Consider the following 23,057-nt stretch of genomic DNA (forward strand, 5'->3'; position numbering starts at 1 on the left):
AATCACACCTTTTTAAATCTAACTTTGCTTACCATTAAATAAGATAACAATACTACGAAAATAATTGATAAGGCAGGATTTGAGTTGTATTCAATAGTTATTAATGAATATAGAGCAAGAAAAGAACCTGCTACTGTTATTGGGATCCCCATAAAAATATTATTAAAGGGCATCGAATTATATCTTGCTAGTCTGTATGCACCAGATATTGGGAAAATCAAAACCAATACATAACCAATTATTCCAAGGTTCATATAATTGTATAAATGAAATACAAGAATAGAAGGTGCCACACCAAAAGAAACTAAATCCGCCAGTGAATCAAGCTCTTTACCTATATCGCTGGAAACCTGTAAAAACCTTGCAACTCTGCCGTCATATCTGTCAATAAGTCCTGCTATTATTATAAATAGACAAGCCCACTTATAATTCGCGTTAAAGGTCATAAGCAGCGATAATACGCCACAGGCTAAGTTAGCAAAAGTAAAGATGTTCGGAACTGCATTCATCTTTGCCATTAAAATCACTCCTAAAATAGTTATAAAGATATAAATACGGGTAAAATAAAATTGCTAGTTTTATTTATTTGCCGAAGTAAATTGGATATAAATTAATACAATACATTATAGCATACTTTTACTTAATATTTAATAGGATAATAATATTTTAAATTTATAGAAATTATTTTATAGAACAATGGTAGTGTAAATGCTATTATATATTATATAAACAATAAGGAGCTAATTTATGAATACTAAAACTAAGGATATTATAAAGGCTATTCTTATATTATGTATTTCCGTCTTTTTTATTTATATCTTAATTAAGTTTGGAACATTGTTAAGGCATATAAACATTAGAAGGTTGAGAAGATACATAGTAAGTTTTGGCCCCTTAGCAGCGCTGGTTTTTGTAGCTATATACTCTTTGAAGGCTATATTTGTCGTATTGCCTTCAGTAGTACTTACTGTGCTTGCAGGAAATATATTTGGTCCTATAAAAGGATTTTTATTAACAATGATAGGAATTTATTTTTCTTCTACATTGGCTTTTTATTTAGCTAAAAGCTTAGGAAAACCTTTCGTTGATAAGATAACCAAAGGGAAACTTTTAAAGCTTGATGAAAATATTGAAGTTCATGGTTTAAAGATAATACTTTTTATGAGATTATCAACATTGTTTCCATATGATCCTCTAAGCTATGCTGCTGGACTTACAAAAATAAAATATAATGATTTTATAATAGCTTCTATGATTGGCATATGTCCAGAGATGCTTGCTTATTCATACTTAGGACAAAGTATGAGACATCCTTTTTCTAAAAAAATTTTTATACCTATAATCATAATAATTTTACTAGCTTTTGGTGGCTCCCTTATATACAAATATCAGAATAGAAAGAAAAAGAATCCAGCGTAATTGTTTTATAACTGCATATGAAAAATCTTCATCTAATAAAACCTATCTTTTCTGCTAAAAATATAATGAAAGAAAATTTTCTTTTGAGTGTGTTTTAGAAGAGGAGGGAAACTATATGAAGGTGAAAGAAATAATGACTAAGGATGTTGCTACTTTAAATCCTGAGGATACAGTAGAAAGGGCTGCACAGCTTATGAACCAATATAATGTAGGTGTTATCCCTGTTTGCAGAGAAGAAGAGGTCGTTGGTGTTATAACTGATAGAGATATTGCTCTGAGATCTGTATCTCACGGTGAAAATAGCAGAAATCAGACAGTTAGGGAGATAATGACTTCAAATCCTGTGTTAGTAAATTCAGAAACTGAAATTCATGATGCAGCAAGAATTATGAGTGAAAGACAAATAAGAAGACTTCCAGTAGTTGAAAATAATAGCTTAGTTGGTATAGTATCCCTTGGTGATTTAGCAGTTGAATCAAGATTACAAGATGATGCAGAAAAGGCTTTGAGTAATATATCAGAGCCAGCTACTCCTTCAGTGTAATTTGAATAATTTGTAAAAATCCACAGGAAATCGCAAGGTTATCTTGTGGATTTTCTGTATTAATAATATAATAGTCTTTATGATAATGATATTAGAGGGTGATTTTGGTATGAATAAGGTTAAATTTATTTATAATCCTTTTTCAGGTGAAAATACTATAATAGCAGACATTGACAAAGTTATATCAGTACATCAAAAATATAATTATACTGTAGTACCGTTTAGAATTAGCCTTGACTACGACATATCAAAAGCTTTTGATGACATTGATAATACATATAAATACATATTAGTAGCTGGCGGCGATGGAACTGTTGATAATGTAGTAAATCATATGAAGCAATTAAATATCAATATTCCTATTGCAGTACTTCCAACAGGAACAGCAAATGACTTTGCAAAATTTCTAGGTATGCCTCATGAGGTGGAATTAGCCTGTGAACAGATTTTAAACAGCCAGGTTAAAAATGTTGATATAGGAAAAATTAATGATAAGTATTTTGTTAATGTTGCAAGTACTGGGCTTTTTACAGATATCTCTCAAAAGACCAGCGTAACCTTAAAAAATACTATGGGTAAGCTGGCTTATTATGTAAAGGGGATTGAACAGCTTCCAAACTTTAAGAAGCTTAAGATTAAAGTAACTTCAAAAGAAGTAGAGTATGATGGGGATATGTACCTCATGCTTATCTTTAACGGGCAAACAGCAGGAAACCTGAAGTTTGCATATAAGGCCGAAGTTGATGACGGATATTTGGATGTTATAATAATGAAAGCAGGCAATATTAAGGATATGGTTGCGCTCTTAATACAGATGCTTAAGGGAGAGCATTTAGATCATGCTCATAACTTGATTTACTTTAAAACTGATAAGGTTTATGTTGAATGCCACGAAGATTTGGTAACTGACATTGATGGTGAGAGAGGACCAGATTTTCCGCTTACTATAGAGTGCATAAAGGGTGGTCTTGAAATTTTAGGACTAAAGAATAATTAAGAGTCAAAATTAGAATAAAACATAATAAATTATAATAAATATAAGTAAAAACAATATGGGTGGAGTGGTTATGAATACATATTTCATTTACTTAGCAGTAATATTACTTATATTTTTGTTAATTTATTATGGTATAGTCTTTAGCTTAAAGTTTGCACCCCATAAAATAAGAATATTAAGTTTGTCAGCACTTATTGCTTCATGTTTTAGATATATAGGGTTGCTTGTTTTTCTAATTACGGGCAATATTAAGAATCTTTATTTGCTTAAGCCCGTAATGTTTTTGAATATATTGTGCATTCCAGTACTAGGAATAACATCATTGTATATTTGTTCTAGAAGTAATAAGATTAAATTTAATTACTGTATAGGTGCAGCAAGCATATTACTCCTTGCATATGCAGCTGCCATAAGCAAGCTTCCAATAAGTATAGATATATTTAATAGCCTTGGATACATAATGAGCTTTAATAACGAACTTTTAGTTTGTGGAATATACTTAATACTTAATACTATTTTCTTTTTCATAGCTGTAATATCTTTAGGAAGCAAGCTTTCTAACAGGCTTGGAACTTGGTTTATATTATTTTCAGCCTTTGCTGTAATGATTGAAGTTATAGCTAGGTTTATGGGAATAATTATATTCCCTGCATTAATAATTGGTGATGCAATATGGCTATTTACGACTGATTACGCTTTATACAAATTGAAAAAATAAGTTACTTACAACGTAAGAGAAGGCAGGGTTACTGTGAAGATACTTTTAGTGTCGGACGAGGAAAATCCATATATTTGGGATTTTTTTCAGCCTGAGAAATTTAAAGATATTGAGCTTATTATTTCCTGTGGGGATTTAAAAGCTGATTATCTTTCTTTTTTGGTTACTATGATAAAAGCACCTTTATTTTATGTACCAGGAAATCATGATACAAAATATTTGAATAATCCGCCTGAAGGCTGCGAATCCATAGATGGAAGGCTTATCAACTATAAAGGCTTAAGGATTTTAGGTCTAGGTGGAAGTCATAAATACAGCTTTGGACCTTTTCAGTATACTGAAAAGGAAATGAGCAAAAGGATATTCAAATTGAAGCCCAAGCTTTGGATTAATAAGGGCTTTGATATATTAGTAACTCATGCTCCAGCCTTTGGAATAGGAGATGATAATGATCCCTGCCATACAGGATTTAAATGTTTTAATAAATTAATGGACAAATATTCGCCTAGATACCTTTTTCATGGGCATGTTCATCTAAACTATGGAATGAAGTGTAGATATAATCAATATAAAGATATTAAGGTTATTAATGCCTTTCAATATCATATAATAGAAATTTAAAACGCTGCAGTTAATTCTGCAGCGTTTCTACATTTTCAACAAACCAATCCATAGAAAGAATTTGCTCATAAGTGGCAGTTTCATCATTATTTACTTTTAAAGTACCATCCTTATCATATATAGGACCAGTGAAAGGGGTATAGGCATTATTCATTACCATCTTTTTCATTAGGTTGACTAATTTTTGAGTCTCAGGAGGAATAAGTTCCTTAGAGTAAAATATATCAACAACTCCAGTGTCGATACCCCACCAAAAATTAATAAGCTTGCTGCTGGTACTGAACATATCTATAACTGTTTTGAAAGTTTCATTAAGTATATTCTTAACTATCTTTTCGTAGAAGACTCCCCAATTCCAAATCGGAGTAGCTAGATATTTATCCGGAACCCCTCGTTGGCTATCTATCGTGCAAAGCATTGAATATACTCCGTAATCGTGAGAAACGGTATGAGGAACATCCAAAGTACGATTGCAGATAATATCAGCACCTTCCTTTATGAGTTTTCCCCCAGCATCCGTAAATTTGACTCTGCTGTTCCACTCGTTTGTCCAAGCTACTTTTACAACTGCATAAGGGTTAACCATCTTAGCACCTAAAGCAAAAGCATTTATAGAACTTATAACTTCAGGAGTAGGGCTAGTAGCAACATAGCCTATTATATTGTTTTTGGTCATAGAACCAGCAATGATTCCGGTTAAAAACCTAGGCTCATAGGTTCTACCGTAATAGTTGCCCACATGTTTATAAGGATGCGCCTCTGAGCAGTTAAAGAATTTTATTTGAGGAAATTCTAAGGCACACTTTAAAGTAGAGTTTAGATAAATGGGACTTGTTGTAAATATAATATCATTACCGTCATTTGCAAGTTCCTTAAATACAGTATAAGCGTTCTTATCTTCTGGAACATTTTCAATATAAGAGGTAGTAATTTGATCTCCAAGTACTGTTTCAAGATGAAGTCTGCCAAGCTCATGCGCATAGGTCCAGCCTGAATTTTCTATAGTTCTAGCATAGGCGAAGGCTATCTTTAACTTTTTTCTAGGAATAACCAAAGAGGTTAAGGTGTTTATCACCTTACTTTGGCTGCTTTCTAGAGGAGTCGTTGAAAGATCAATGCTGTCGCTATTGCTTAGCACCTCAAGTTCCTTTAGAAATTCCTTCATCCTGCTTGTAAGCTTATCTTCATTTATAGTTTTGGGAACACCATAAATTTTAATATACTCAAGCAATGCATCCCCGGTAGTTATAGAAAGTTTATTACCTCCAGAGGAAAGATATATTTTTCTAAAGGTATTATAAATATAAACTTCAAAGTATTTATATTTATTATCAAAGAAGGAACTACCGGGATTAAACTTTTTAAGGTATCCTAGCAGCTTTTCATAGCTTCCTTCCTTACTGAGCCATATAGAATGTACTCCTGTTATTTTATTAAATTTAAGAAACTCATAGTATAAACGTATGGCTTTATTATTCTCATCAAGCTTTGGTATAAGTCTTGTAACATTAGCGGAAACAGAGTATGCATCAAAATATTTTAGAACGCTTACTCTTTTATTGCCTTCCACTACATAAAACCAATTTAAATATTCATAAACCTTAATTGAATCTCTAATACCATCCTTAAGGTGGGCATCACAAAGTGAAGACCATTTTACCCTAAATTCTGTATCAATTAAAGGCATAAAATTCTTGGCGAAGGATAAGCTCCTAAGGTGAGTATAGGTACCTATAATTTTCTTTAAGGGTATTTCGATTAACCCTAAATCCACCTGAGCAACTATTTCAGTATCCTTAAGGATACCTTCCAAGGATGGCAAATAGCCTATTTGACCATTGGAAACACTTTTGTTATATTCTCTTATCGCAAGTTTTCTGGCATCTTCAAAGTGTTCACGTCCAGCCCTCTCCATAATTTTCGTCTCCTTTTGAATCATTAATAGCTATAGTATATCACAGGCAGTATGGAAGTTCATGTAAAATTTTAGAAATCATAACTTTTATCTGTAGTTGTCTTTTTAGCTTTAGTTTTTGGAGGTCTAGGAGGAATAAGGCACTTTTTATCATACCCTATTAAATCTTCTCTGTTAGCTTTTATTAGGGCTTCTTTTACCAAATTGTAGTTATGTGGAAGATTATACTGCATTAAAGCTCTCTGCATATTTTTTTCTCTCTGCTGCTTTGGAACATAAACTTCTTCCTTGGTAAATGGATTTATGCCTGTATAATATATTGTTGTTGAAAGGCTGCCAGGAGTTGGATAAAAGTCTTGAACCTGTTCAGGAGTATATCCCATCTCTTTAATATAGAGTGCAAGCTCTATAGCTGCATTTAAATCGCTTCCAGGGTGGCTAGACATCAAATACGGAACTAGAAATTGCTTCTTGCCAAGCTTTTTATTTGTGTCATGATATTTCTTGACAAACCTCTCATATACTTCTCGAGTTGGCTTACCCATCTGTGATAAGACTCTTGTACTTATATGCTCAGGAGCAACCTTTAACTGCCCGCTGATATGATGCTCACAAAGCTCATTAAAGAACTGATCATTTTTATCGTATATTAAATAATCGTATCGTATTCCAGAACGGATAAACACTTTTTTTACGCCAGGCATTCTTCTCAGCTTTCTTAAAAGACTTAAATATTCGCTGTGGTCAACAATTAAGTTTTTGCAAGGAGAAGGATGCATGCACTGCTTTGTTTTGCAAACTCCATGCTCTTCCTGAAGCTTGCAGGATTTGTGTCTGAAGTTTGCTGTAGGACCTCCGACGTCATGGATATAGCCCTTAAAGTCATTTTCCTTAACCATCTGCTCAGCTTCCTTTAATATGGACTCCTGACTTCTATTTTGGATAGTTCTACCTTGGTGAAAAGTTAACGCACAGAAGGAGCAGCTCCCAAAACAGCCACGGTGGCTAATTATAGAAAATTTAACTTCATTTATAGCAGGTATGCCGCCTTGAGCTTTGTATATCGGATGATAATCTCTTGCAAAAGGAAGATTGTAAACTCTGTCCATTTCAGCTTGAGCCATAGGCAGCTGAGGAGCATTCTGAATCACATATCTGTCACCATGCTTTTGAACTAAAGTTTTTCCTCTAATGCCATCCTGCTCATAAGATTCTAGTTTAAAGCTTTCTGCATAAGCTAGTTTGTCCGTAGAGACTTCTTCAAAGGAAGGAAGCTCAACATAATTTTTCACATTGTCTAGAGTCTTGGAAGCGTAGGTAGTGCCCCTTAAATTAGTCATTTTATCTATAGACATACCGTATTTTAAGAGATTTGCTATTTCTATAATTGTCTTTTCACCCATTCCAAAAACAATTATATCAGCTTTAGAATCAAGGAGTATGCTTCGTCTTACTTTGTCCTCCCAATAATCATAATGAGCAAATCTTCTAAGACTAGCTTCTATGCCTCCTAGTATTACTGGAACATCCTTATAAGCTTCACGTGCTCTGTTTGCATAAACTATAGCTGCTCTATCAGGTCTGAAGCCTGATTTTCCACCAGGAGAATATAGATCATCGCTTCTCTTCTTTTTAGCAGCAGTATACGCATTGACCATAGAATCAATATTGCCCGAATTGATAAGAAAACCTAATTTTGGTTTTCCTAATCTTCTAAAATCCTCTGCACTGCTCCAATCAGGCTGTGCTATTATGCCCACAGTAAAGCCTTCATCCTCTAAAATACGTGCAATAACTGCAGTACCAAAGGAAGGATGATCAACATAGGCATCGCCGCTTATAAACACGAAATCTAACTGGTCTATACTTCTATCTATTAAATCTTGCTTGCTTATTGGAAGAAATTTATTTATGTTAATATCAGTTTGTTTTTTCATTAGAGTCTCCTTTAAATACTAATTTAAAATCCATTATATATTATCACAATCAAAGCTTTTATTAAATAAATATATAATAGCAATTTATTTAATTACAACCAATCATATATTTGAAAACTAGACAAAACGAGAGCAATATAATTGAAAACAGTAACAAAACAAACCTAGTATAAAAAAATAACGAAATTTAAATAAATTTTGCTTAATACAGTTGCATTTAAAGATTTTTGTAATATAATTTATAGTATAAAGAGAATATGTTTGTTAGGTGAGGCTCCTATACGGACACACGCTACTGCCCGGAAACATCGAGAGATGCCAATGGGTCAACAGGTACTACCGAATTAAGGTTTTATCTAATGTAGCTAGACTTAGGTCATACGCTGTATAGTGCTAAAACTCAACGAAAACCATTGTTGAATTTTAGAGGAGCTTCTGCGCTCTTTTTTTATTATTTTAAAACCAGGTGGTGAGATGAATGGACGGTGCCCCTCGATGCGAGAGGACAAATTTTATGCAAAAACTAAATATAGGCAGAGGGACGCTTATCCATTTTTATTAACGTTCCTCTGTAAACAGAAAGGGGAATAGTTATGAAAAAACTTACTAATTTTTTTCTAAGCAGCTTTCTTTACAAAAAGGTTATTGACGAGTATGGCGATTCTCTTGGAAAGCTTTGGGATGTTTATGTAACAACTGAGGATGGTTACCCAAGAGCTATTGGCTATAAGATTAAGAAAAATGGTGAGATGTTTAACTATGAATTTAGAAACATTGATTTTTGCGAAAGCGACAAGGGTTATGTTGTAAAGGTGAGAGATGCTAAGGAAATTATACCCAGAAGCTTTTCTTATCTATTGTCTAAGCACCTTCTTGACAAACAAATTGTTGATATCAATGGCAAAAAGGTGGTTAGAGTTAACGATTTAAGAATGGGAGAAATTGCAGGAGAGCTTAGAGTACTTGCTGTTGATACCGGTGCATTGGCGCTTGGAAGAAGAGCTGGAATGGAGTCCTTAGTAAAAGGTTTCTTTAGAATTATAAACAAGGAAATTAATGATAGTCTTATTATGTGGGAAAGTGTTGAATCCCTTGAGATGGTTAATGATAATTTAAAGCTTTCAGTACCATATCAAAAACTTTCGAAGCTTCACCCAGCTGATTTGGCTGATATTCTTGAAGAGATGGATATAAACTATAGAACAAAAGTATTTGAGAGCTTGGATGAAAACCTTGCTGCAGATACCTTGGAGGAAATAGAACCAGAGATTCAAAAAGACTTGCTTGAAAGCATTAGCGAGACAAAGGCTGCAGAGCTTTTTGACAGTATGCCTAACGATGAAATTGCTGATATTTTAGATGAGATAGATGAAGAAACTGCAGAAAAGCTTCTTATGGGAATGGAAGAAGAAGATGCTGAAGAGATAAGAGAGCTTATGAAATATGAGGATGAAACTGTTGGGAGTATTATGAATACAGATTTCATTTCCTTTAATATAAATATAGCTGCTCAGGAAACAATTGAGCTTTTAAGAGAGCTTAAGCCAGATAATGAGGTTGCCTATTATATCTATATTGTTGATGAAGATGAGAAGCTTCAAGGAGTTGTTTCACTTCGAGATTTAGTAGTTTCTTCACCTGAAAGCAAGCTTAGAGATATTATGGATACTAATGTTGTAAAAATGAAAGACAGTGAGAGTATAGATGAATCAATTGAGATTGCAGTAAAATATGATCTTATTTCACTGCCTGTGGTGGATAGTGATGATAAGCTTTGCGGTATAGTTATAATGACAGATATCATAGATGAAGTACTTCTTCCGACATGGAGGCGAAAGACTAAAAAGATCAGTTAATTTAGCCTGTATGGAAGAAGGTGTGACTCATGAAGAAAAAATGGAGCAGAGTATTATTTGTTTTTAGTATTTTAGGACCAGGGCTAATAACTGCAAATGCAGGCAATGATGCAGGGGGGATTACTACCTATTCTGTAATTGGAGCACAATATGGTTATTCAATGCTTTGGGGCCTTTTTGCAATAGGTATAGGACTTGCAGTTGTTCAAGAGATGAATGCTCGAATGGCTGTAGTTACTGGTAAGGGATTATCAGATTTGATTCGAGAAAGATTTGGAGTTAAATGGGCATTATTTGCAATGAGTGTCCTGTTAATTGCAAATCTTGGCGTTTGCATAGGTGATTTTGCAGGAATTGCAGCTAGCTTGGAACTTTTTCATATAAGTAAATATATTTCAATTCCTGCAATAATTATTTTAATTCCATTTATATTGCTCAGGAGAGATTACTCTACTGCAGAAAAAATATTTTTAGGCTTAACTTTTACTTTTTTTAGTTACATTGTAACTGCTTTCTTACTAAAGCCGCATTGGTATGGCATTTTAACTAGTGCTGTTAAGCCTAATGCAGTGTTTACGAGAAATTACTCCTTAGTTCTTATTGGAATGGTAGGTACAACAATAACACCTTATATGCAGTTTTATCTTCAATCTTCAATAGTGGATAAAGGTATTTCTCTAAAGGATTATAAGTACGAAAAATTAGATGTATACTTAGGAACCTTTTGGGGAGTGCTTACAGCATTGTTTATAACAGTGTGTACAGCTGAAACACTTTTTAAATTTGGAATAGGTATTGAAACTGCCCAGGATGCTGCAATTGCTCTGAAGCCCTTAGCAGGAAATTATTCCTTCATATTGTTTGCAATTGGACTGTTAGGAGCATCCCTTTTGGCATGTTTTGTAATACCTCTTTCAACTTCATATGCAGTTTGTGAGGCTTTTGGTTTTGAGAGCGGTCTAAATAATAAGGTAAAAGAAGCACCGGTATTTTTTGGTTTAATTTTGTTTATTATTGGTGTTAGCGGAGCTGCGATACTTGTACCAGGAATTTCATTGATAAAGATAATATTAATTACTCAGCAGTTAGCAGGTGTTTTATGCCCCATAGTTCTTATATTTATGTTAAAACTAATAAATGACAAAGAAGTTATGGGGAGCTATGTTAACAATAAATTTCAAAATTTTATAGCTAAAGCTACTGTAGTTTTAATAATTCTTTTAACAATAGTTGCTTTTGTAGGAAGTTTTATATAACCCTGATAGTGCAAACTGTCAGGGTTTGTATTTGTATTAATGTATTATTTTTTTCTATTGGCACAAACTACATTTGTATATTATTTTGTTGAAAAGGAGGGAATCTATGTTTAAGAAGGTATTTAGCTTCAAAAAAATAGCTCTCTATTTGGCTGTTATAATGATTACATATGTAGCAAGTTCTATTTATGTGTCTCCATTTAGAAATCCAGTTGGAGCTGTAGCATATAGATGGGGATCAAGAGGCGTTATAGTAACTGAAATACAAAGAAGGCTTAAATCCTGGGGATACTATAAAGGGAGTCTTGATGGAGCTTATGGCTATGGAACCTACTTGGCAGTGAGAAATTTTCAATCTAAGAACGGACTCAAGGCAGATGGTATCGCAGGAGATAGAACCTTAACAGCTTTAGGAATAAATGCAGGACAATATGCTGGAGGCAGTACACCTGCAGCAGGAACAACAACTGCATCAAAAACAAACAATACAAGCGACAGGGATGTACAGCTTCTTGCAAGATGTATTAATGGCGAGGCCAGAGGGGAGCCCTATGAAGGTCAGGTTGCAGTTGGTGCTGTTATAGTGAATAGAACTAGAGACGCTAGATTTCCAAATACAATAGCAGGAGTAATTTATCAGCCAGGAGCTTTTACTGCGATAGTAGATGGACAAATTCATGCACAAATGTATCCTTCATCAATAAGAGCTGCAAGAGATGCATTAAATGGATGGGATCCATCAGGAGGAGCTGTATTCTATTACAATCCAGCAAAAACAACAAATAAATGGATATGGTCAAGACCAGTTATTAAAATAATTGGAAAACACAAATTTTGCAGGTAAGTTTTTATAATTTATTTTAATAAAGTGTTGACAAATCCTGAGAAAAGAATATAATGAAAATATATAAATCATACTAATTTACTCGGAAATACTGTGAAGAAAGAAAGTAATATGAATGGACCATACAGAGAGGATTCCCAAAGCTGAGAGGGTTTCTATGAAGAAGTTTATATGAAGTGCCTTTCGGAGTTATGCGCCGAACTTTAGATAATTGTTATCTTTTAAGTAGGAAGCATCGGGTTCGCCCGTTATAGTGATAGAGCATAGTACTGTGCTTGATTGAGCTGGGATTTTTTGTCCAATTAGAGTGGAACCGCGGAGTTATACTTCGTCTCTTAATAATATTTTAAGAGGCGGAGTTTTTATTTTTTTAAAAGTGCGCACATTAATCTTATAAGTACTTTGCTTCTTTAAAAGTTTGTTAATAATAGTTTAAGGAGGATTTTTATTATGATATTTAACAATGCATTAGAAATGGTAGGAAATACACCTTTGTTAAAATTAAACAATTTAATTGACGATAATATGGCTGAGGTTTATTTAAAACTTGAGAAATATAATCCAGGTGGAAGTGTTAAAGATAGAGCTGCTCTTGGAATGATTGAGAGGGCAGAGGAACTTGGACTTATAAAAGAAGGAGATACAATTGTTGAGCCAACAAGTGGAAACACTGGAATAGCACTTGCTATGATTGGAAAATTAAAGGGCTATAGAGTAATAATAGTTATGCCTGAGACTATGAGCGTAGAAAGAAGAAGCTTAATTAGAGCTTACGGAGCGGAATTAATTTTAACAGAAGGTGCTAAGGGGATGAAGGGGGCTATTGCAAAGGCACAGGAAATAGCCGAAAAGGAAAATGGATTTTATATCCCTCAGCAATTTATGAATGAGGCAAATCCAAACAAGCACTATGCTACTACAGCAGAAGAAATAGTAAAAGACGTTAAGGATTTAGATTTGTTTGTAGCAGGAGTTGGAACAGGTGGAACAATATCTGGAGTTGGGAAGAGACTTAAAGAAATTAATCCAGACATTAAAGTTGTAGCAGTGGAACCAGAAAAGTCTCCAGTTATTTCAGGAGGTCAGCCTGGACCACATAAAATACAAGGTATAGGTGCTGGATTTATACCTGATATATATGTTAAGGAAGTTGTTGATAAGATAATTACTGCTTCGGAAGAGGAAGCTTTTGAAGCTGCAAGGCTAGTAGCAAGAAAGGAAGGAATATTAATAGGAATATCCTCTGGAGCCAATGTGGCAATTGCGTTAAAGCTTGCTAAGGAACTTGGAAAAGGTAAAAAGATAGTAACTCTAGCTCCTGATGGAGGGGAAAAATATATATCAATGGGGCTTTATGAATAGAGTAAATTAATGATAAGACCAATTAGATAAGAAGATAAGAAGATATCATGATATCTTCTTATCTAGATATCGTGATATCTAGTTGGATATGAATAAATTATTTTAAGCAGTAGATTTGAACAACAAAGGGGGGATATAGAATGTTTGAAAGTTTAAAATATGACGTCAATAATATAATTGAGAATGATCCATCAGCGAGGAGTTTCATTGAGGTTTTATTTTTATATCCATCGATGCAGGCAATTATGATGCATAGAATTGCACACGGATTATATAATAGAAAGCTGTACTTTTTATCAAGATTAATTTCGCAGATAAACAGATTCATAACGGGTATTGAAATACATCCTGGGGCTAAGATTGGAAAAGGATTGTTTATAGATCATGGCATGGGTGTAGTTATAGGTGAGACTGCTGAGATTGGAAATAATGTAACTATTTATCACGGTGTTACTCTTGGAGGTACAGGAAAGGATAAAGGAAAGAGACATCCTACTATAGGAGATAATGTCATTATAGGCGCTGGAGCAAAGGTGCTTGGTCCAATTTATGTAGGAAAAGCTGCTAAGGTAGGAGCTAATGCAGTGGTTTTAAAGGATGTTCCCTGCAGCGCAACAGCGGTAGGAATACCAGCCAAAATAATAGACGCTTTACCTAGTACAATAATTGAAATTAAGGACTATAAGGGAAGAAAACAAAGAATATATAACGAGATGGTTATATAGTTTAATCTTATGAGAAAAGCTGATATACTAAAGAAAAATACAATTTGCATAAGGAAGAAAATCAATGAATTACAAACAAAACATAATGGATTTTTGCAAGGGTTTGGGCCTAGATACGATAGGTTTTTGTAAGTGCAGAAGATTTGACGAATTAAAATGCTTCTTTGAAGAAAGAAAGCATAAAGCTCTTGAGAATGAATTTGAGGAAAAAGATGTTGAAAAGAGAATAAACCCTTTCATTCATATGGAACAAGGTAGGACAATTATATCCTTTGCTTTTCCGTATTTACATGATGTAGAAAAAAGCTCTGACTTTTATTTTTCCAAATATACAAGAGGAAGAGATTATCATATAGTTGTTTCAAATTATTTGAAGATGGTGTGTAATCATATAGAAACCATGGGAGGAAAAGCTATATATTTTGTTGACAGTAATCCTCTGCCAGAAAGATATATAGCTTATTTATGCGGTATAGGATTTATTGGAAAAAATAATATGCTTATAACAGAAAAGTATGGTTCCTATGTGTTTTTAGGTGAAATTATAACGGACCTAGAAATAGAAATTGACAAGCCTATTGAACAAAAATGTGGAGAGTGCAGTTTGTGCTTAAAGGAATGCCCTACAAAAGCAATAAATAAGGGCGGAAGTTGTCCTAATGTATGCCTGTCTTATATAACTCAAAGAAAACATATTGAAGATGTTTGGTTTGATAAGCTTGGAGGAAGAATATTTGGATGTGACAGCTGTCAGGATACATGCCCGTTTAACATGAGAGTAAAACTTTCAAATATAGAAGAGTTTATACCTTATGAGCATATGAAGGATGTGAACTCAAAGGAGCTTTTAAATATAGACAATAATATATTTAAAGAGAAATACTCAGTAACCTCTTGTGGATGGAGAGGAAAGAATATACTTCAAAGAAATATTCTTATTAATGAAGCTTTGCTGAATAAGACGCTGGATATTGACGAAAAAACTATTAACTCGCCTTATGTAAAGGATTATTACCATAGACTTTTAAAAGCTTTGCAATTATAATATATTTTAGATTTAAATATGAAAGGTGGAGCCAAAGTGATTTCTCCTAAAATTGCAAAGCTTATTCAATACCTTCCAGACACATTTGTGGATTTTATTGCAAGAAAAGTTGTGGACCATATAATAAAAAAATATGTTGATTTAGATATTAAAGGGCAAGAAAATATAATAGGGCTTAAAAAGCCTGTGATTTTTATTTGCAATCATTTAAGCAATTCAGACGGGCTTATTTTAGACAGGCTATTGAGAGAGCAAGATGTAACTTATGTTGCCGGAATAAAGCTTACCCAGAATGCTACAACTAATTTTGGTGTGAGGCTTCTTAAAACTACAGTAGTTAAACCTAACACTGCTGATAAGGAAGGTCTAACCAAGGTTATTAATATACTTAAAGGCGGAAATAACATTTTGATATTTCCAGAAGGCACCCGCAGCAGAACAGGAAGTATGATAGAAGCTAAGAAGGGCATCCTTCTTATAGCAAAGCTAACTAAGGCCACTATAGTTCCTTTAGGTATTTGGGGAACAGAAAAATTCATGCCCATTAGTAAAGAAGGGGATATGGCTGCAGAAACTTTTTATCATGCAAAGGTTGGCTTAAGGGTTGGAAAGCCAATGGAACTTCCAATCAAAGAAAATGGAGAAGATAGGCATGCTTATGATGAAAGAGCTATAATTACTTTGATGAAGGCTATTGCGGAACTTATACCTGAAGAGTACAGAGGTATATATAGATAATATATAAATATAATGCAGCGTACATAGTTATGCTTTACAAAAACTATATACGCTCACTAAGGAAGGCATATTGTCGTAGTGGATAATATGCTTTTTTTATACGCATATTTTTAAAAGAAATCATAACTTTTTTCTATATTTCCCGGGAGTTATTCCTTCAGATTTTTTGAATGCTTTTAAAAAGTAAAAGTAGTCATTAAAGCCTGTTTGTTCGCTAATTTCACTAATAGAAAGCATTGTGTTATCCATTAATTCTTTAGCCTTATCTATTCGTAGTCTCATTAGGTATTTAGTATAGGTAGTACCAGTTTCCTTTTTGAAAAGCTGACTTATATAGTTTGGACTAAGATTAAGCATATCTGCTACATTTTTGATAGATATATCATCAGTATAGTTGTTGTTGATATACTTTATAATTTTTAGAAAGTTAGAGCTTGCTTGATAGCATTGGCTAACATCTAACGTCCTACTTTCCGTTAAAAACTCCATGGATTTTATGAGCATATTATTAAAGTTTCCATATTCTTGAACAAGCTGATCAAAGGTATATATATATTTATCGTCCTCAGTGGTAAGCGAAGAATATATAGAATTACACAGCTTTAAAGCATCTTGAATCTGAAATAATTTTCTATAAGTTGAGTGTTGTATATCCTGTAAAACACCTATAACTTCATGGTAGTTATTTGAAGCCAAGAAGAGGCGTATGCTATTCATTTTTTCTGACGCAAAGTCAGAAGAATACCTTTCGCTGCAGGCACAGCTTTGCCCTTCAATAAAAAATTGATATGATAGATTTATGCAATGTTGAATGTCACTTTTGAGATCTTTTAGATTGCTTGCTTTTTTACAGTAACCTATTCCTAATATTTTAGGATTTTGCAGTGCCTTTTTAATAAATATCATTTGTTCTTGTGGATTTTCAAAAAGATAAGCATATTTCCCTACACCTAGTTTTAGACATATACAATTATTACGCAGTTTGTAATCAACCATTATATCATTGCCTAAGGCTATAGCAGTATAAAGATTATCTTGAGCTATCCCATTAAGTTTAAGACCTTTTCTAATCTGTTCTAAATTTTCACTTTCAATACTATCTAGTAAATTGACTGGATTATTTCTATATTTTTCATTTAATTTGTTTACAGCAATATTTAAAAAGTATTGTAGTTCTTCATATTCAATGGGCTTGAGACAATAACTAATACATCCAAATCTCATTGCCTTTTGAGCATAGGCAAAATCAGCATAGCCGCTTATTATAATTATTTTTATATTCTTATTTTTTTGGTTTAACTGTTTACATAGATCTAGCCCGCTAATTCCTGGCATTCTAACATCAGTAATTACAATATCTACTGGGGAGGTATCTATATATTCAAGAGCCTCGACTCCGTTATTTGCTATGTGAACAAGCTCTAAACCAAGTTCTTCCCAAGGGATAGTGCTTGCAATTGATTTAGTTACATAACTTTCATCGTCAGCTAATAAAACTTTATACATTTCATATCTCTCCTTTCTGATTCTTTAGTGGTGGCAAGGTCACTAAAAGTTTAGTCCCAGTGTTTTCTGAGCTTTCATAATATAAACCGTATTGCTCTCCATAGGCAAGTTTAATTCTATTGCTGGTATTTATAATACCTGTATGTTCACGTGTAAAATCATCTTGAACCTTTGTTATTGCTTTTAAATGGCAATTTATATTATATAATTCTTCTTTAGACATTCCAAATCCGTCATCTTGAATGGTGAGTATCAAATTACCGTTAGAAACTTGTCCGCCTAAGTAAAGCAAGCCGTGGTCTGTCTTTTTTTCAAGACCATGAAAAACTGCATTTTCAGCTAAGGGTTGCAATATCATTTTTAAAACCTGAAAATCTAATATATCTTTATCAAAGTTATAAATTATATCAAAACTATCATTAAAACGAGCCTTTTGGATAGTCAAATATGCTTTTACAATTTCGATTTCTTCTTTAAGAGTAACTGTAGGACTACCCTTGATGCTGTAGCGATACATCTTACCCATAGCAGTTGTTATTTGAGGGATTTGGGGAACATTATTTTCTATAGCAATTCCCTTTATAGTTTCAAGGGTATTATACAAAAAATGAGGATTTATCTGGCTCCGCAAATACGCTATTTCTGCCTTGTTTTTTTCCATTTCTGCTTCATACAACTTGCTCATAGTTTCAAGAAGATCATTAGTAAGACGATCGATTTCCTTCATCATTGAGTTAAATTCTTGAACAAAAGTCATTATTTCTTTATTTCCTTCAATTTTTATAGAACCCTTTAAAAAATCTACCCCTTGCTGCCAGCCTTCTGAAATGTGTTGATAAAACTTGTTAAGGGGTTTTATAACTCCTAAAGATATAATTTTATATGTTATAAATAAAGTTACAATGGAAAATAAGGAAATTAGTATAATAGGTATACTAGTGGTTGCCAAATCTTTAATTAACATATGCCTTGAGATAGAAGTTATTAGATATGTATCTAAAGGCTTCACATAATCTATATAGTACATCTCATTCCTGTTATTAACGTTTACAGAATCAATACTATTGTTTATATATTTATTTAATTGATCTTTATTGATGCTTATCTGATCCTGAGATTCAAGAACATTAATAGGATATATCTGATTTCTATCAAAGAGATAAAAAGATAAATCACCTTGTTCCTTGTAAAAAGATTTAGAATAAAAATCATCTATTTTATATCCAATTATTATACTTCCTAAAACATCTTGTTCATCTACATTATTTTTTGTATAGTCATAAACATTAACACCAAATAAAAGCAATAGTTTCTTTTGAGAAGTATAATCTGGGTCAGGATTATAATTTTGGGCTCCAAGATAACTTATCCCAAAAGGAGAGATTTTGCTTTGTAGTTCTCTCAGAATTTTAGGATTTAAAAGCAGAGAATTAGAGCTCTTTTTAGTTACAAGTGCCAATTCAACAATCTTGGAATTACTTGAATAAAATAAACTGGCTTTTTTATTAATAACAGATAATATATTCATGTAGTTGCTATCATGTTCTGCAGACAGATATGTAATAACATCGCTATCATATTGAAGATTTTGAAATATCCCCTCTACTTCTTTATTAACACTATTAATTTTATTATTAAAATCTGTAACAGCAGTATTAATATATAGGTTTTGTTTTGTTTTTGTAAGATGAATTATATTCACTGACATTATGGAAATAATAGAGAAAAAAACTACGCCCCAAACAATAATGATAGATGTAAATTGAAATTTTACGCTTTTTTTCAGAAACTTTTTCATTTTGAAGCTCCTTAATGGTGTTAAATTATGTTGCTAAATAAAATTATATAAGAATTTTATATGATTACAAATGTAAAATTATTAGAATTAGCCTTATTTATATAATAATTAGACATAAACAATAAAAACATTAAAACAATATGTTTAAAATGTAGATATAAATAAGTTTTAATTACATTGTTTAATAGAATAGATGTTATAGAATAAATACAGGGGGTGACGCAGATGATACAACAAACTAAAAGCGAAAATAGACTTCAGATTAAACAAAGAGATGTAAACGTTAAAAAATCTAATTTGAAAAAGAGTATTAAAAATTACTGGTTATTATACTTATTGCTTATTCCTGTATTATTGTGGTATTTAATATTTTCCTATCTGCCAATGGGTGGGTTAATATTATCCTTCAAGGAATTTGACTATAATAGCATTTGGACAAGTGAATTTGTTGGACTAGCAAACTTTAAAGTTATGTTTAAAGATGTGGACTTTTGGAGAGCTTTTAAAAATACTATTATATTCAGCTTTGGTAAATTAGCTTTTCATTTTCCTTCTGCTATAATACTTGCTATGATTCTAAATGAAGTTAGAAAAGAAAGAGCTAAAAAGTTTTTCCAGACAGTACTTACATTTCCGCATTTTATATCCTGGGTAGTGCTTTCAGGAGTAGTTATTACTATGTTTGGAAACAGTGGTTCTGTTAATCAGCTTATGAGAGCAGTAGGTGCTGATCCTATATCTCCATTAACCAGTTTGTCAGGATTTAGACCTTTTATTTGGTTATCAAATATATGGAAGGAAGTAGGATGGGACACAATTATTTATCTAGCAGCCTTTGCAGGAATAGATCCTGTATTATATGAGGCAGCTAGTATTGATGGTGCTAACAGATGGCATAAATTAATACATGTATCATGGCCAGGAATAAGAAGTACAGTTGCTATAATGCTTATTTTAGCTGTTGGACAACTTATGACAAATGGTGCTAACTTTGATCAAATATTTAATTTATACTCTTCCCCGGTTTATGCTGTTGCAGATACTATAGATACTTATACTTATCGTATGGCCTTCTCTGTAGGTACGGATTTTGGTTATACTACAGCAGTAGGACTATTCAAATCAATAATAAACTTAGTTTTAATATTAACCGCAAATACTATAGTTAAGAAAAGCGGGGAAAACAGTATTTTCTAGAAAGGAGTGAAGTATATGAAGCATAAAAGGAAAAGGGCTTACAGTCTTGAAAAATTTAATTATGTTGATATATTAATTTATGTATTTCTTATTTTTCTTGCTATACTAACTATTTATCCCTTCTACAATGTTATTATTTTATCTTTCTCAAATGCCAAATCTGTAGCGGAGCATAATCCGTATTTTTGGTTTCATGCTTTGGATTTGACTGGATATAAAACAGTTTTTAATGATGGAGCTTTTTTAAAATCTCTGATGAATTCTTTTTTCATAACTATTGTAGGGGTTTCCTTAAATATGTTTTTATCAGTTACTGGTGCATATGCTCTTTCAAAAAAAGACTTGCCAGGCAGAAATGTTTTTTTAGTTTTTATTATGATTACAATGCTTTTTAATGGAGGATTAATACCATATTACCTTGTAGTATCTGATTTGAACCTGACAAATACTATATGGGCGATGATATTTCCAACTGCAATAAACACCTTTTATTTAATTATAATGAAAAACTATTTTTTAACTATTCCGCCTAGTCTAATAGAGGCAGCAAAAATAGATGGAGCGAATGAACTAACAGTATTATTTAAAGTAATTCTACCAACAGCAATTCCTTTTATTTCAGCTTTTGCACTTTTTTACTCAGTTGAAAGGTGGAATGAGTGGTGGAATGCTTATATATTTATTAATGAAAAATCCTTATATCCACTTCAAATATATTTAAGAGAAGTTTTAATCAATTATAGTTCACAAATTTCAACACAGGCTCAAGCTATTTTAGGAAATTCAAAGGTATATATGCAATCGGTGCAGATGGCTACTATAATGGTTTCTGCAATACCTATAATTTGTGTATACCCGTTTGTACAAAAACACTTTGTAAAAGGTGTTATGGTGGGTTCAATAAAAGAGTAAATAAGATAGCATTAGCTATTTATTTAAATAATTCAATTTATAAGGGGGAAAAGTTTTATGAAAAAAGTACTTACTTTAGTACTTACTAGCTTGATGCTAGTTTCTACTTTGGCAGGTTGCACAAGCAAACCAGCTCAAAATCAGAAAGTAGAAACTGGAAAAGATTCATCAAAGGAACATATGGAGATATCAATTGCTCACTGGGAAATTGAAAAAGCTCTTGCTGGCAGGGACTCTGATAAGGTCCTTCAAAAGTTAGAAAAAGATCTTAATATCACAATTAAGCCGGTTAATACAACCTGGGATGACTATTCTCAAAAAATTCAATTATGGTCAACTTCAAAACAATTGCCTGATCTTTTCTCAATAGATGCAATTGGTACTTCAAACTATCATAATTGGATAAAAAAGGGGATAGTAAAAGCGTTACCTACAGATTTATCAAAATATCCTAAGTTAAAGGAATATTTAAATGTTAGTGATATTGAAGCTCTAAAAGAAGATGGAAAATTATATAATATACCTAGAAAAACATGGGACAGCCCAGAGTATAATGCTCTTGACCGTTTAGTAGTATATCGTTGGGATTTAGCTCAAGCAGCAGGAATCACAAAGGAACCAACAACTTGGGAAGAGTTCCAAGCTATGCTTAAAGCAATTAAAGAAAAAGACCCAGAAAAGAAAAATATAGCTGGTCTATCAGTTATAAATCCAACTTTATTTGATGGACTATTCTTTACCTACAGCTTACCTGCTGCTATGTCAGACGGAAGCGGAAGTGATTATAAGTGGATTGAAAAGGACGGCAAGTATGTACCAACATATTTTGCAAATGATCCTCTTCCAACCTTTAAGCTAGCTCGTGACATGTATACTAAAGGTTTGATTGACCCAGACGTTGCAAACGCTAAAACAAATATATCCTATGATAAGTTCCGTCAAGGACAAATAAGCGCTTTAGTTATGTCTGGAAGTATATCAAAAATTAACGGTGAATTAGCTTCTAAGTGGAAAGATCTTTATCCGAACAAGAAGTTTGAAGACTCTGTTAAGATTCTAGCTCCTCTTCCTGCTGTTGATGGAAACAAGTATTATTCAATGTTTAAAACATATTGGTCTGAGCTATATATCAATGGAAGTGTAAGCGATGCAAAAAGAGACAGAATAATGCAGATGATAGAATACTTCTTATCAGATGAGTATACTACTATGCTTAGATTTGGTATTGAAGGAGAAGACTATACTAAAGAAAATGGCCAAATTGTAAGAAAACCTGATGTTAATCTTGGTAAAAAATATCCTTTTACAGGAGTAAATGGGTTCATTGAGTGGGATCAAGGTACAACAGAATTTAAACAACCAACTATTTACCCAGCAACTAAAAAGATGGGTGAAGACTATATGAAAATAATTAAGACTGAATGTAAAGCTCCAAAGGTTGATATGAGACTTACTTATATGTCTACGCCACTAAAGGACAAGTTTGTTATCAAACCAGCAGATGATCTACTACAAATTATGATGGGTAAAGATCCTGTAGAGAAAATGTGGGGAGATATTTATAACAAGTATAAATCAAATGGCTTAGATAAAATGGTTGACGAAGTTAATGCCGAAGCGAAGAAACTTGGTTATATAAAATAAAATAATAAAAAATAGGAAAGATA

The 23,057-nt window shown here is 32.7% G+C and carries 20 protein-coding genes, 1 riboswitch and 1 other annotated feature; of the genes, 15 read left to right on the forward strand and 5 right to left on the reverse strand.

Annotated features, from left to right (window positions below):
• Window positions 1-2: 2 nt before the first annotated feature.
• Window positions 3-518, reverse strand: coding sequence for a CDP-diacylglycerol--serine O-phosphatidyltransferase (gene pssA / locus NBE98_RS00445; protein ID WP_250811249.1), 516 nt, complete (start codon window positions 516-518; stop codon window positions 3-5).
• Between the two features lie 229 nt (window positions 519-747).
• Between pssA and NBE98_RS00450 the strand changes: the two genes are divergently transcribed.
• The 5 genes from NBE98_RS00450 (at window position 748) to NBE98_RS00470 (ending at window position 4,299) form a co-directional block, all read left to right on the forward strand.
• Complete coding sequence (locus NBE98_RS00450) at window positions 748-1,419, forward strand: TVP38/TMEM64 family protein (protein WP_250811251.1); 672 nt, start codon at window positions 748-750, stop codon at window positions 1,417-1,419.
• Between the two features lie 115 nt (window positions 1,420-1,534).
• Window positions 1,535-1,963, forward strand: a complete 429-nt coding sequence (locus NBE98_RS00455; RefSeq protein WP_250811256.1) for a CBS domain-containing protein — start codon at window positions 1,535-1,537, stop codon at window positions 1,961-1,963.
• Window positions 1,964-2,072: 109 nt separating this feature from the next.
• Window positions 2,073-2,960: a YegS/Rv2252/BmrU family lipid kinase gene (locus tag NBE98_RS00460; protein ID WP_250811259.1), complete on the forward strand. Its 888-nt coding sequence runs from the start codon at window positions 2,073-2,075 to the stop codon at window positions 2,958-2,960.
• Window positions 2,961-3,030: 70 nt separating this feature from the next.
• A complete protein-coding gene (locus NBE98_RS00465) occupies window positions 3,031-3,678 on the forward strand; it encodes a hypothetical protein (protein ID WP_250811261.1) in 648 nt (215 codons plus the stop codon).
• Window positions 3,679-3,711: 33 nt separating this feature from the next.
• Complete coding sequence (locus tag NBE98_RS00470) at window positions 3,712-4,299, forward strand: metallophosphoesterase family protein (protein WP_250811263.1); 588 nt, start codon at window positions 3,712-3,714, stop codon at window positions 4,297-4,299.
• A 10-nt stretch (window positions 4,300-4,309) separates the two neighbouring features.
• On the opposite strand, the gene NBE98_RS00475 is transcribed toward NBE98_RS00470, so the two are convergent.
• Both NBE98_RS00475 and NBE98_RS00480 read right to left on the reverse strand, forming a co-directional pair.
• Complete coding sequence (locus tag NBE98_RS00475) at window positions 4,310-6,214, reverse strand: BMP family ABC transporter substrate-binding protein (RefSeq protein WP_250811265.1); 1,905 nt, start codon at window positions 6,212-6,214, stop codon at window positions 4,310-4,312.
• A gap of 71 nt (window positions 6,215-6,285) precedes the next feature.
• Window positions 6,286-8,151: a YgiQ family radical SAM protein gene (locus NBE98_RS00480; RefSeq protein ID WP_284703580.1), complete on the reverse strand. Its 1,866-nt coding sequence runs from the start codon at window positions 8,149-8,151 to the stop codon at window positions 6,286-6,288.
• Between the two features lie 253 nt (window positions 8,152-8,404).
• A riboswitch (M-box (ykoK) riboswitch) is annotated at window positions 8,405-8,569 on the forward strand.
• Window positions 8,570-8,744: 175 nt separating this feature from the next.
• Here NBE98_RS00480 and NBE98_RS00485 point away from each other — a divergent pair.
• The 7 genes from NBE98_RS00485 to NBE98_RS00515 all read left to right on the forward strand — a co-directional run bounded on the left by NBE98_RS00485 (window position 8,745) and on the right by NBE98_RS00515 (window position 15,977).
• The gene (locus NBE98_RS00485) at window positions 8,745-10,007 is read left to right on the forward strand and encodes a magnesium transporter (RefSeq protein ID WP_250811268.1); all 1,263 of its coding nucleotides are present in this window, start codon (window positions 8,745-8,747) and stop codon (window positions 10,005-10,007) included.
• Window positions 10,008-10,036: 29 nt separating this feature from the next.
• On the forward strand, window positions 10,037-11,263 hold the full coding sequence (locus tag NBE98_RS00490) for an NRAMP family divalent metal transporter (RefSeq protein ID WP_250811270.1): 1,227 nt from the start codon (window positions 10,037-10,039) through the stop codon (window positions 11,261-11,263).
• A gap of 106 nt (window positions 11,264-11,369) precedes the next feature.
• On the forward strand, window positions 11,370-12,107 hold the full coding sequence (gene sleB / locus NBE98_RS00495; RefSeq protein ID WP_250811276.1) for a spore cortex-lytic enzyme: 738 nt from the start codon (window positions 11,370-11,372) through the stop codon (window positions 12,105-12,107).
• 84 nt (window positions 12,108-12,191) lie between these two features.
• Window positions 12,192-12,446: a binding site (T-box leader), on the forward strand.
• Window positions 12,447-12,557: 111 nt separating this feature from the next.
• Entirely contained in the window at window positions 12,558-13,469 is a 912-nt protein-coding gene (gene cysK, locus NBE98_RS00500; RefSeq protein WP_250811278.1) for a cysteine synthase A, read from the forward strand.
• 140 nt (window positions 13,470-13,609) lie between these two features.
• Entirely contained in the window at window positions 13,610-14,194 is a 585-nt protein-coding gene (epsC, locus tag NBE98_RS00505; protein ID WP_250811280.1) for a serine O-acetyltransferase EpsC, read from the forward strand.
• 64 nt (window positions 14,195-14,258) lie between these two features.
• Window positions 14,259-15,239: a tRNA epoxyqueuosine(34) reductase QueG gene (gene queG, locus NBE98_RS00510; RefSeq protein WP_250811281.1), complete on the forward strand. Its 981-nt coding sequence runs from the start codon at window positions 14,259-14,261 to the stop codon at window positions 15,237-15,239.
• A gap of 36 nt (window positions 15,240-15,275) precedes the next feature.
• The gene (locus NBE98_RS00515; RefSeq protein WP_250811282.1) at window positions 15,276-15,977 is read left to right on the forward strand and encodes a lysophospholipid acyltransferase family protein; all 702 of its coding nucleotides are present in this window, start codon (window positions 15,276-15,278) and stop codon (window positions 15,975-15,977) included.
• A 120-nt stretch (window positions 15,978-16,097) separates the two neighbouring features.
• Here the strand turns inward: NBE98_RS00515 and NBE98_RS00520 are convergent, their stop codons facing one another.
• Window positions 16,098-17,483: a response regulator transcription factor gene (locus NBE98_RS00520; protein WP_250811283.1), complete on the reverse strand. Its 1,386-nt coding sequence runs from the start codon at window positions 17,481-17,483 to the stop codon at window positions 16,098-16,100.
• Window position 17,484: 1 nt separating this feature from the next.
• Window positions 17,485-19,281, reverse strand: coding sequence for a sensor histidine kinase (locus NBE98_RS00525; RefSeq protein ID WP_250811284.1), 1,797 nt, complete (start codon window positions 19,279-19,281; stop codon window positions 17,485-17,487).
• 225 nt (window positions 19,282-19,506) lie between these two features.
• Between NBE98_RS00525 and NBE98_RS00530 the strand changes: the two genes are divergently transcribed.
• Genes NBE98_RS00530 through NBE98_RS00540 form a run of 3 tightly spaced genes read left to right on the forward strand, consistent with a single transcriptional unit; the run spans window position 19,507 to window position 23,034 of the window.
• Entirely contained in the window at window positions 19,507-20,478 is a 972-nt protein-coding gene (locus NBE98_RS00530; protein ID WP_250811286.1) for an ABC transporter permease, read from the forward strand.
• Between the two features lie 15 nt (window positions 20,479-20,493).
• Window positions 20,494-21,390: a carbohydrate ABC transporter permease gene (locus tag NBE98_RS00535; protein WP_250811288.1), complete on the forward strand. Its 897-nt coding sequence runs from the start codon at window positions 20,494-20,496 to the stop codon at window positions 21,388-21,390.
• A 57-nt stretch (window positions 21,391-21,447) separates the two neighbouring features.
• Window positions 21,448-23,034: an extracellular solute-binding protein gene (locus tag NBE98_RS00540; protein WP_250811290.1), complete on the forward strand. Its 1,587-nt coding sequence runs from the start codon at window positions 21,448-21,450 to the stop codon at window positions 23,032-23,034.
• Window positions 23,035-23,057: the final 23 nt, after the last annotated feature.

The sequence above is a fragment of the Clostridium swellfunianum genome (genome assembly GCF_023656515.1).
GTDB classification, from domain to species: domain Bacteria; phylum Bacillota; class Clostridia; order Clostridiales; family Clostridiaceae; genus Clostridium_AT; species Clostridium_AT swellfunianum.

Coding starts and splice junctions, on each gene's coding strand:
- NBE98_RS00535 (WP_250811288.1), top strand. CDS start 20,494: ATGAAGCATAAAAGGAAAAGGGCTTACAGTCTTGAAAAATTTAATTAT.
- NBE98_RS00520 (WP_250811283.1), bottom strand. CDS start 17,483: ATGTATAAAGTTTTATTAGCTGACGATGAAAGTTATGTAACTAAATCA.
- pssA (WP_250811249.1), bottom strand. CDS start 518: ATGGCAAAGATGAATGCAGTTCCGAACATCTTTACTTTTGCTAACTTA.
- NBE98_RS00525 (WP_250811284.1), bottom strand. CDS start 19,281: ATGAAAAAGTTTCTGAAAAAAAGCGTAAAATTTCAATTTACATCTATC.
- NBE98_RS00450 (WP_250811251.1), top strand. CDS start 748: ATGAATACTAAAACTAAGGATATTATAAAGGCTATTCTTATATTATGT.
- NBE98_RS00465 (WP_250811261.1), top strand. CDS start 3,031: ATGAATACATATTTCATTTACTTAGCAGTAATATTACTTATATTTTTG.
- NBE98_RS00490 (WP_250811270.1), top strand. CDS start 10,037: ATGAAGAAAAAATGGAGCAGAGTATTATTTGTTTTTAGTATTTTAGGA.
- NBE98_RS00480 (WP_284703580.1), bottom strand. CDS start 8,151: ATGAAAAAACAAACTGATATTAACATAAATAAATTTCTTCCAATAAGC.
- sleB (WP_250811276.1), top strand. CDS start 11,370: ATGTTTAAGAAGGTATTTAGCTTCAAAAAAATAGCTCTCTATTTGGCT.
- NBE98_RS00530 (WP_250811286.1), top strand. CDS start 19,507: ATGATACAACAAACTAAAAGCGAAAATAGACTTCAGATTAAACAAAGA.
- NBE98_RS00455 (WP_250811256.1), top strand. CDS start 1,535: ATGAAGGTGAAAGAAATAATGACTAAGGATGTTGCTACTTTAAATCCT.
- NBE98_RS00475 (WP_250811265.1), bottom strand. CDS start 6,214: ATGGAGAGGGCTGGACGTGAACACTTTGAAGATGCCAGAAAACTTGCG.
- NBE98_RS00485 (WP_250811268.1), top strand. CDS start 8,745: ATGAAAAAACTTACTAATTTTTTTCTAAGCAGCTTTCTTTACAAAAAG.
- cysK (WP_250811278.1), top strand. CDS start 12,558: ATGATATTTAACAATGCATTAGAAATGGTAGGAAATACACCTTTGTTA.
- queG (WP_250811281.1), top strand. CDS start 14,259: ATGAATTACAAACAAAACATAATGGATTTTTGCAAGGGTTTGGGCCTA.
- NBE98_RS00540 (WP_250811290.1), top strand. CDS start 21,448: ATGAAAAAAGTACTTACTTTAGTACTTACTAGCTTGATGCTAGTTTCT.
- NBE98_RS00460 (WP_250811259.1), top strand. CDS start 2,073: ATGAATAAGGTTAAATTTATTTATAATCCTTTTTCAGGTGAAAATACT.
- epsC (WP_250811280.1), top strand. CDS start 13,610: ATGTTTGAAAGTTTAAAATATGACGTCAATAATATAATTGAGAATGAT.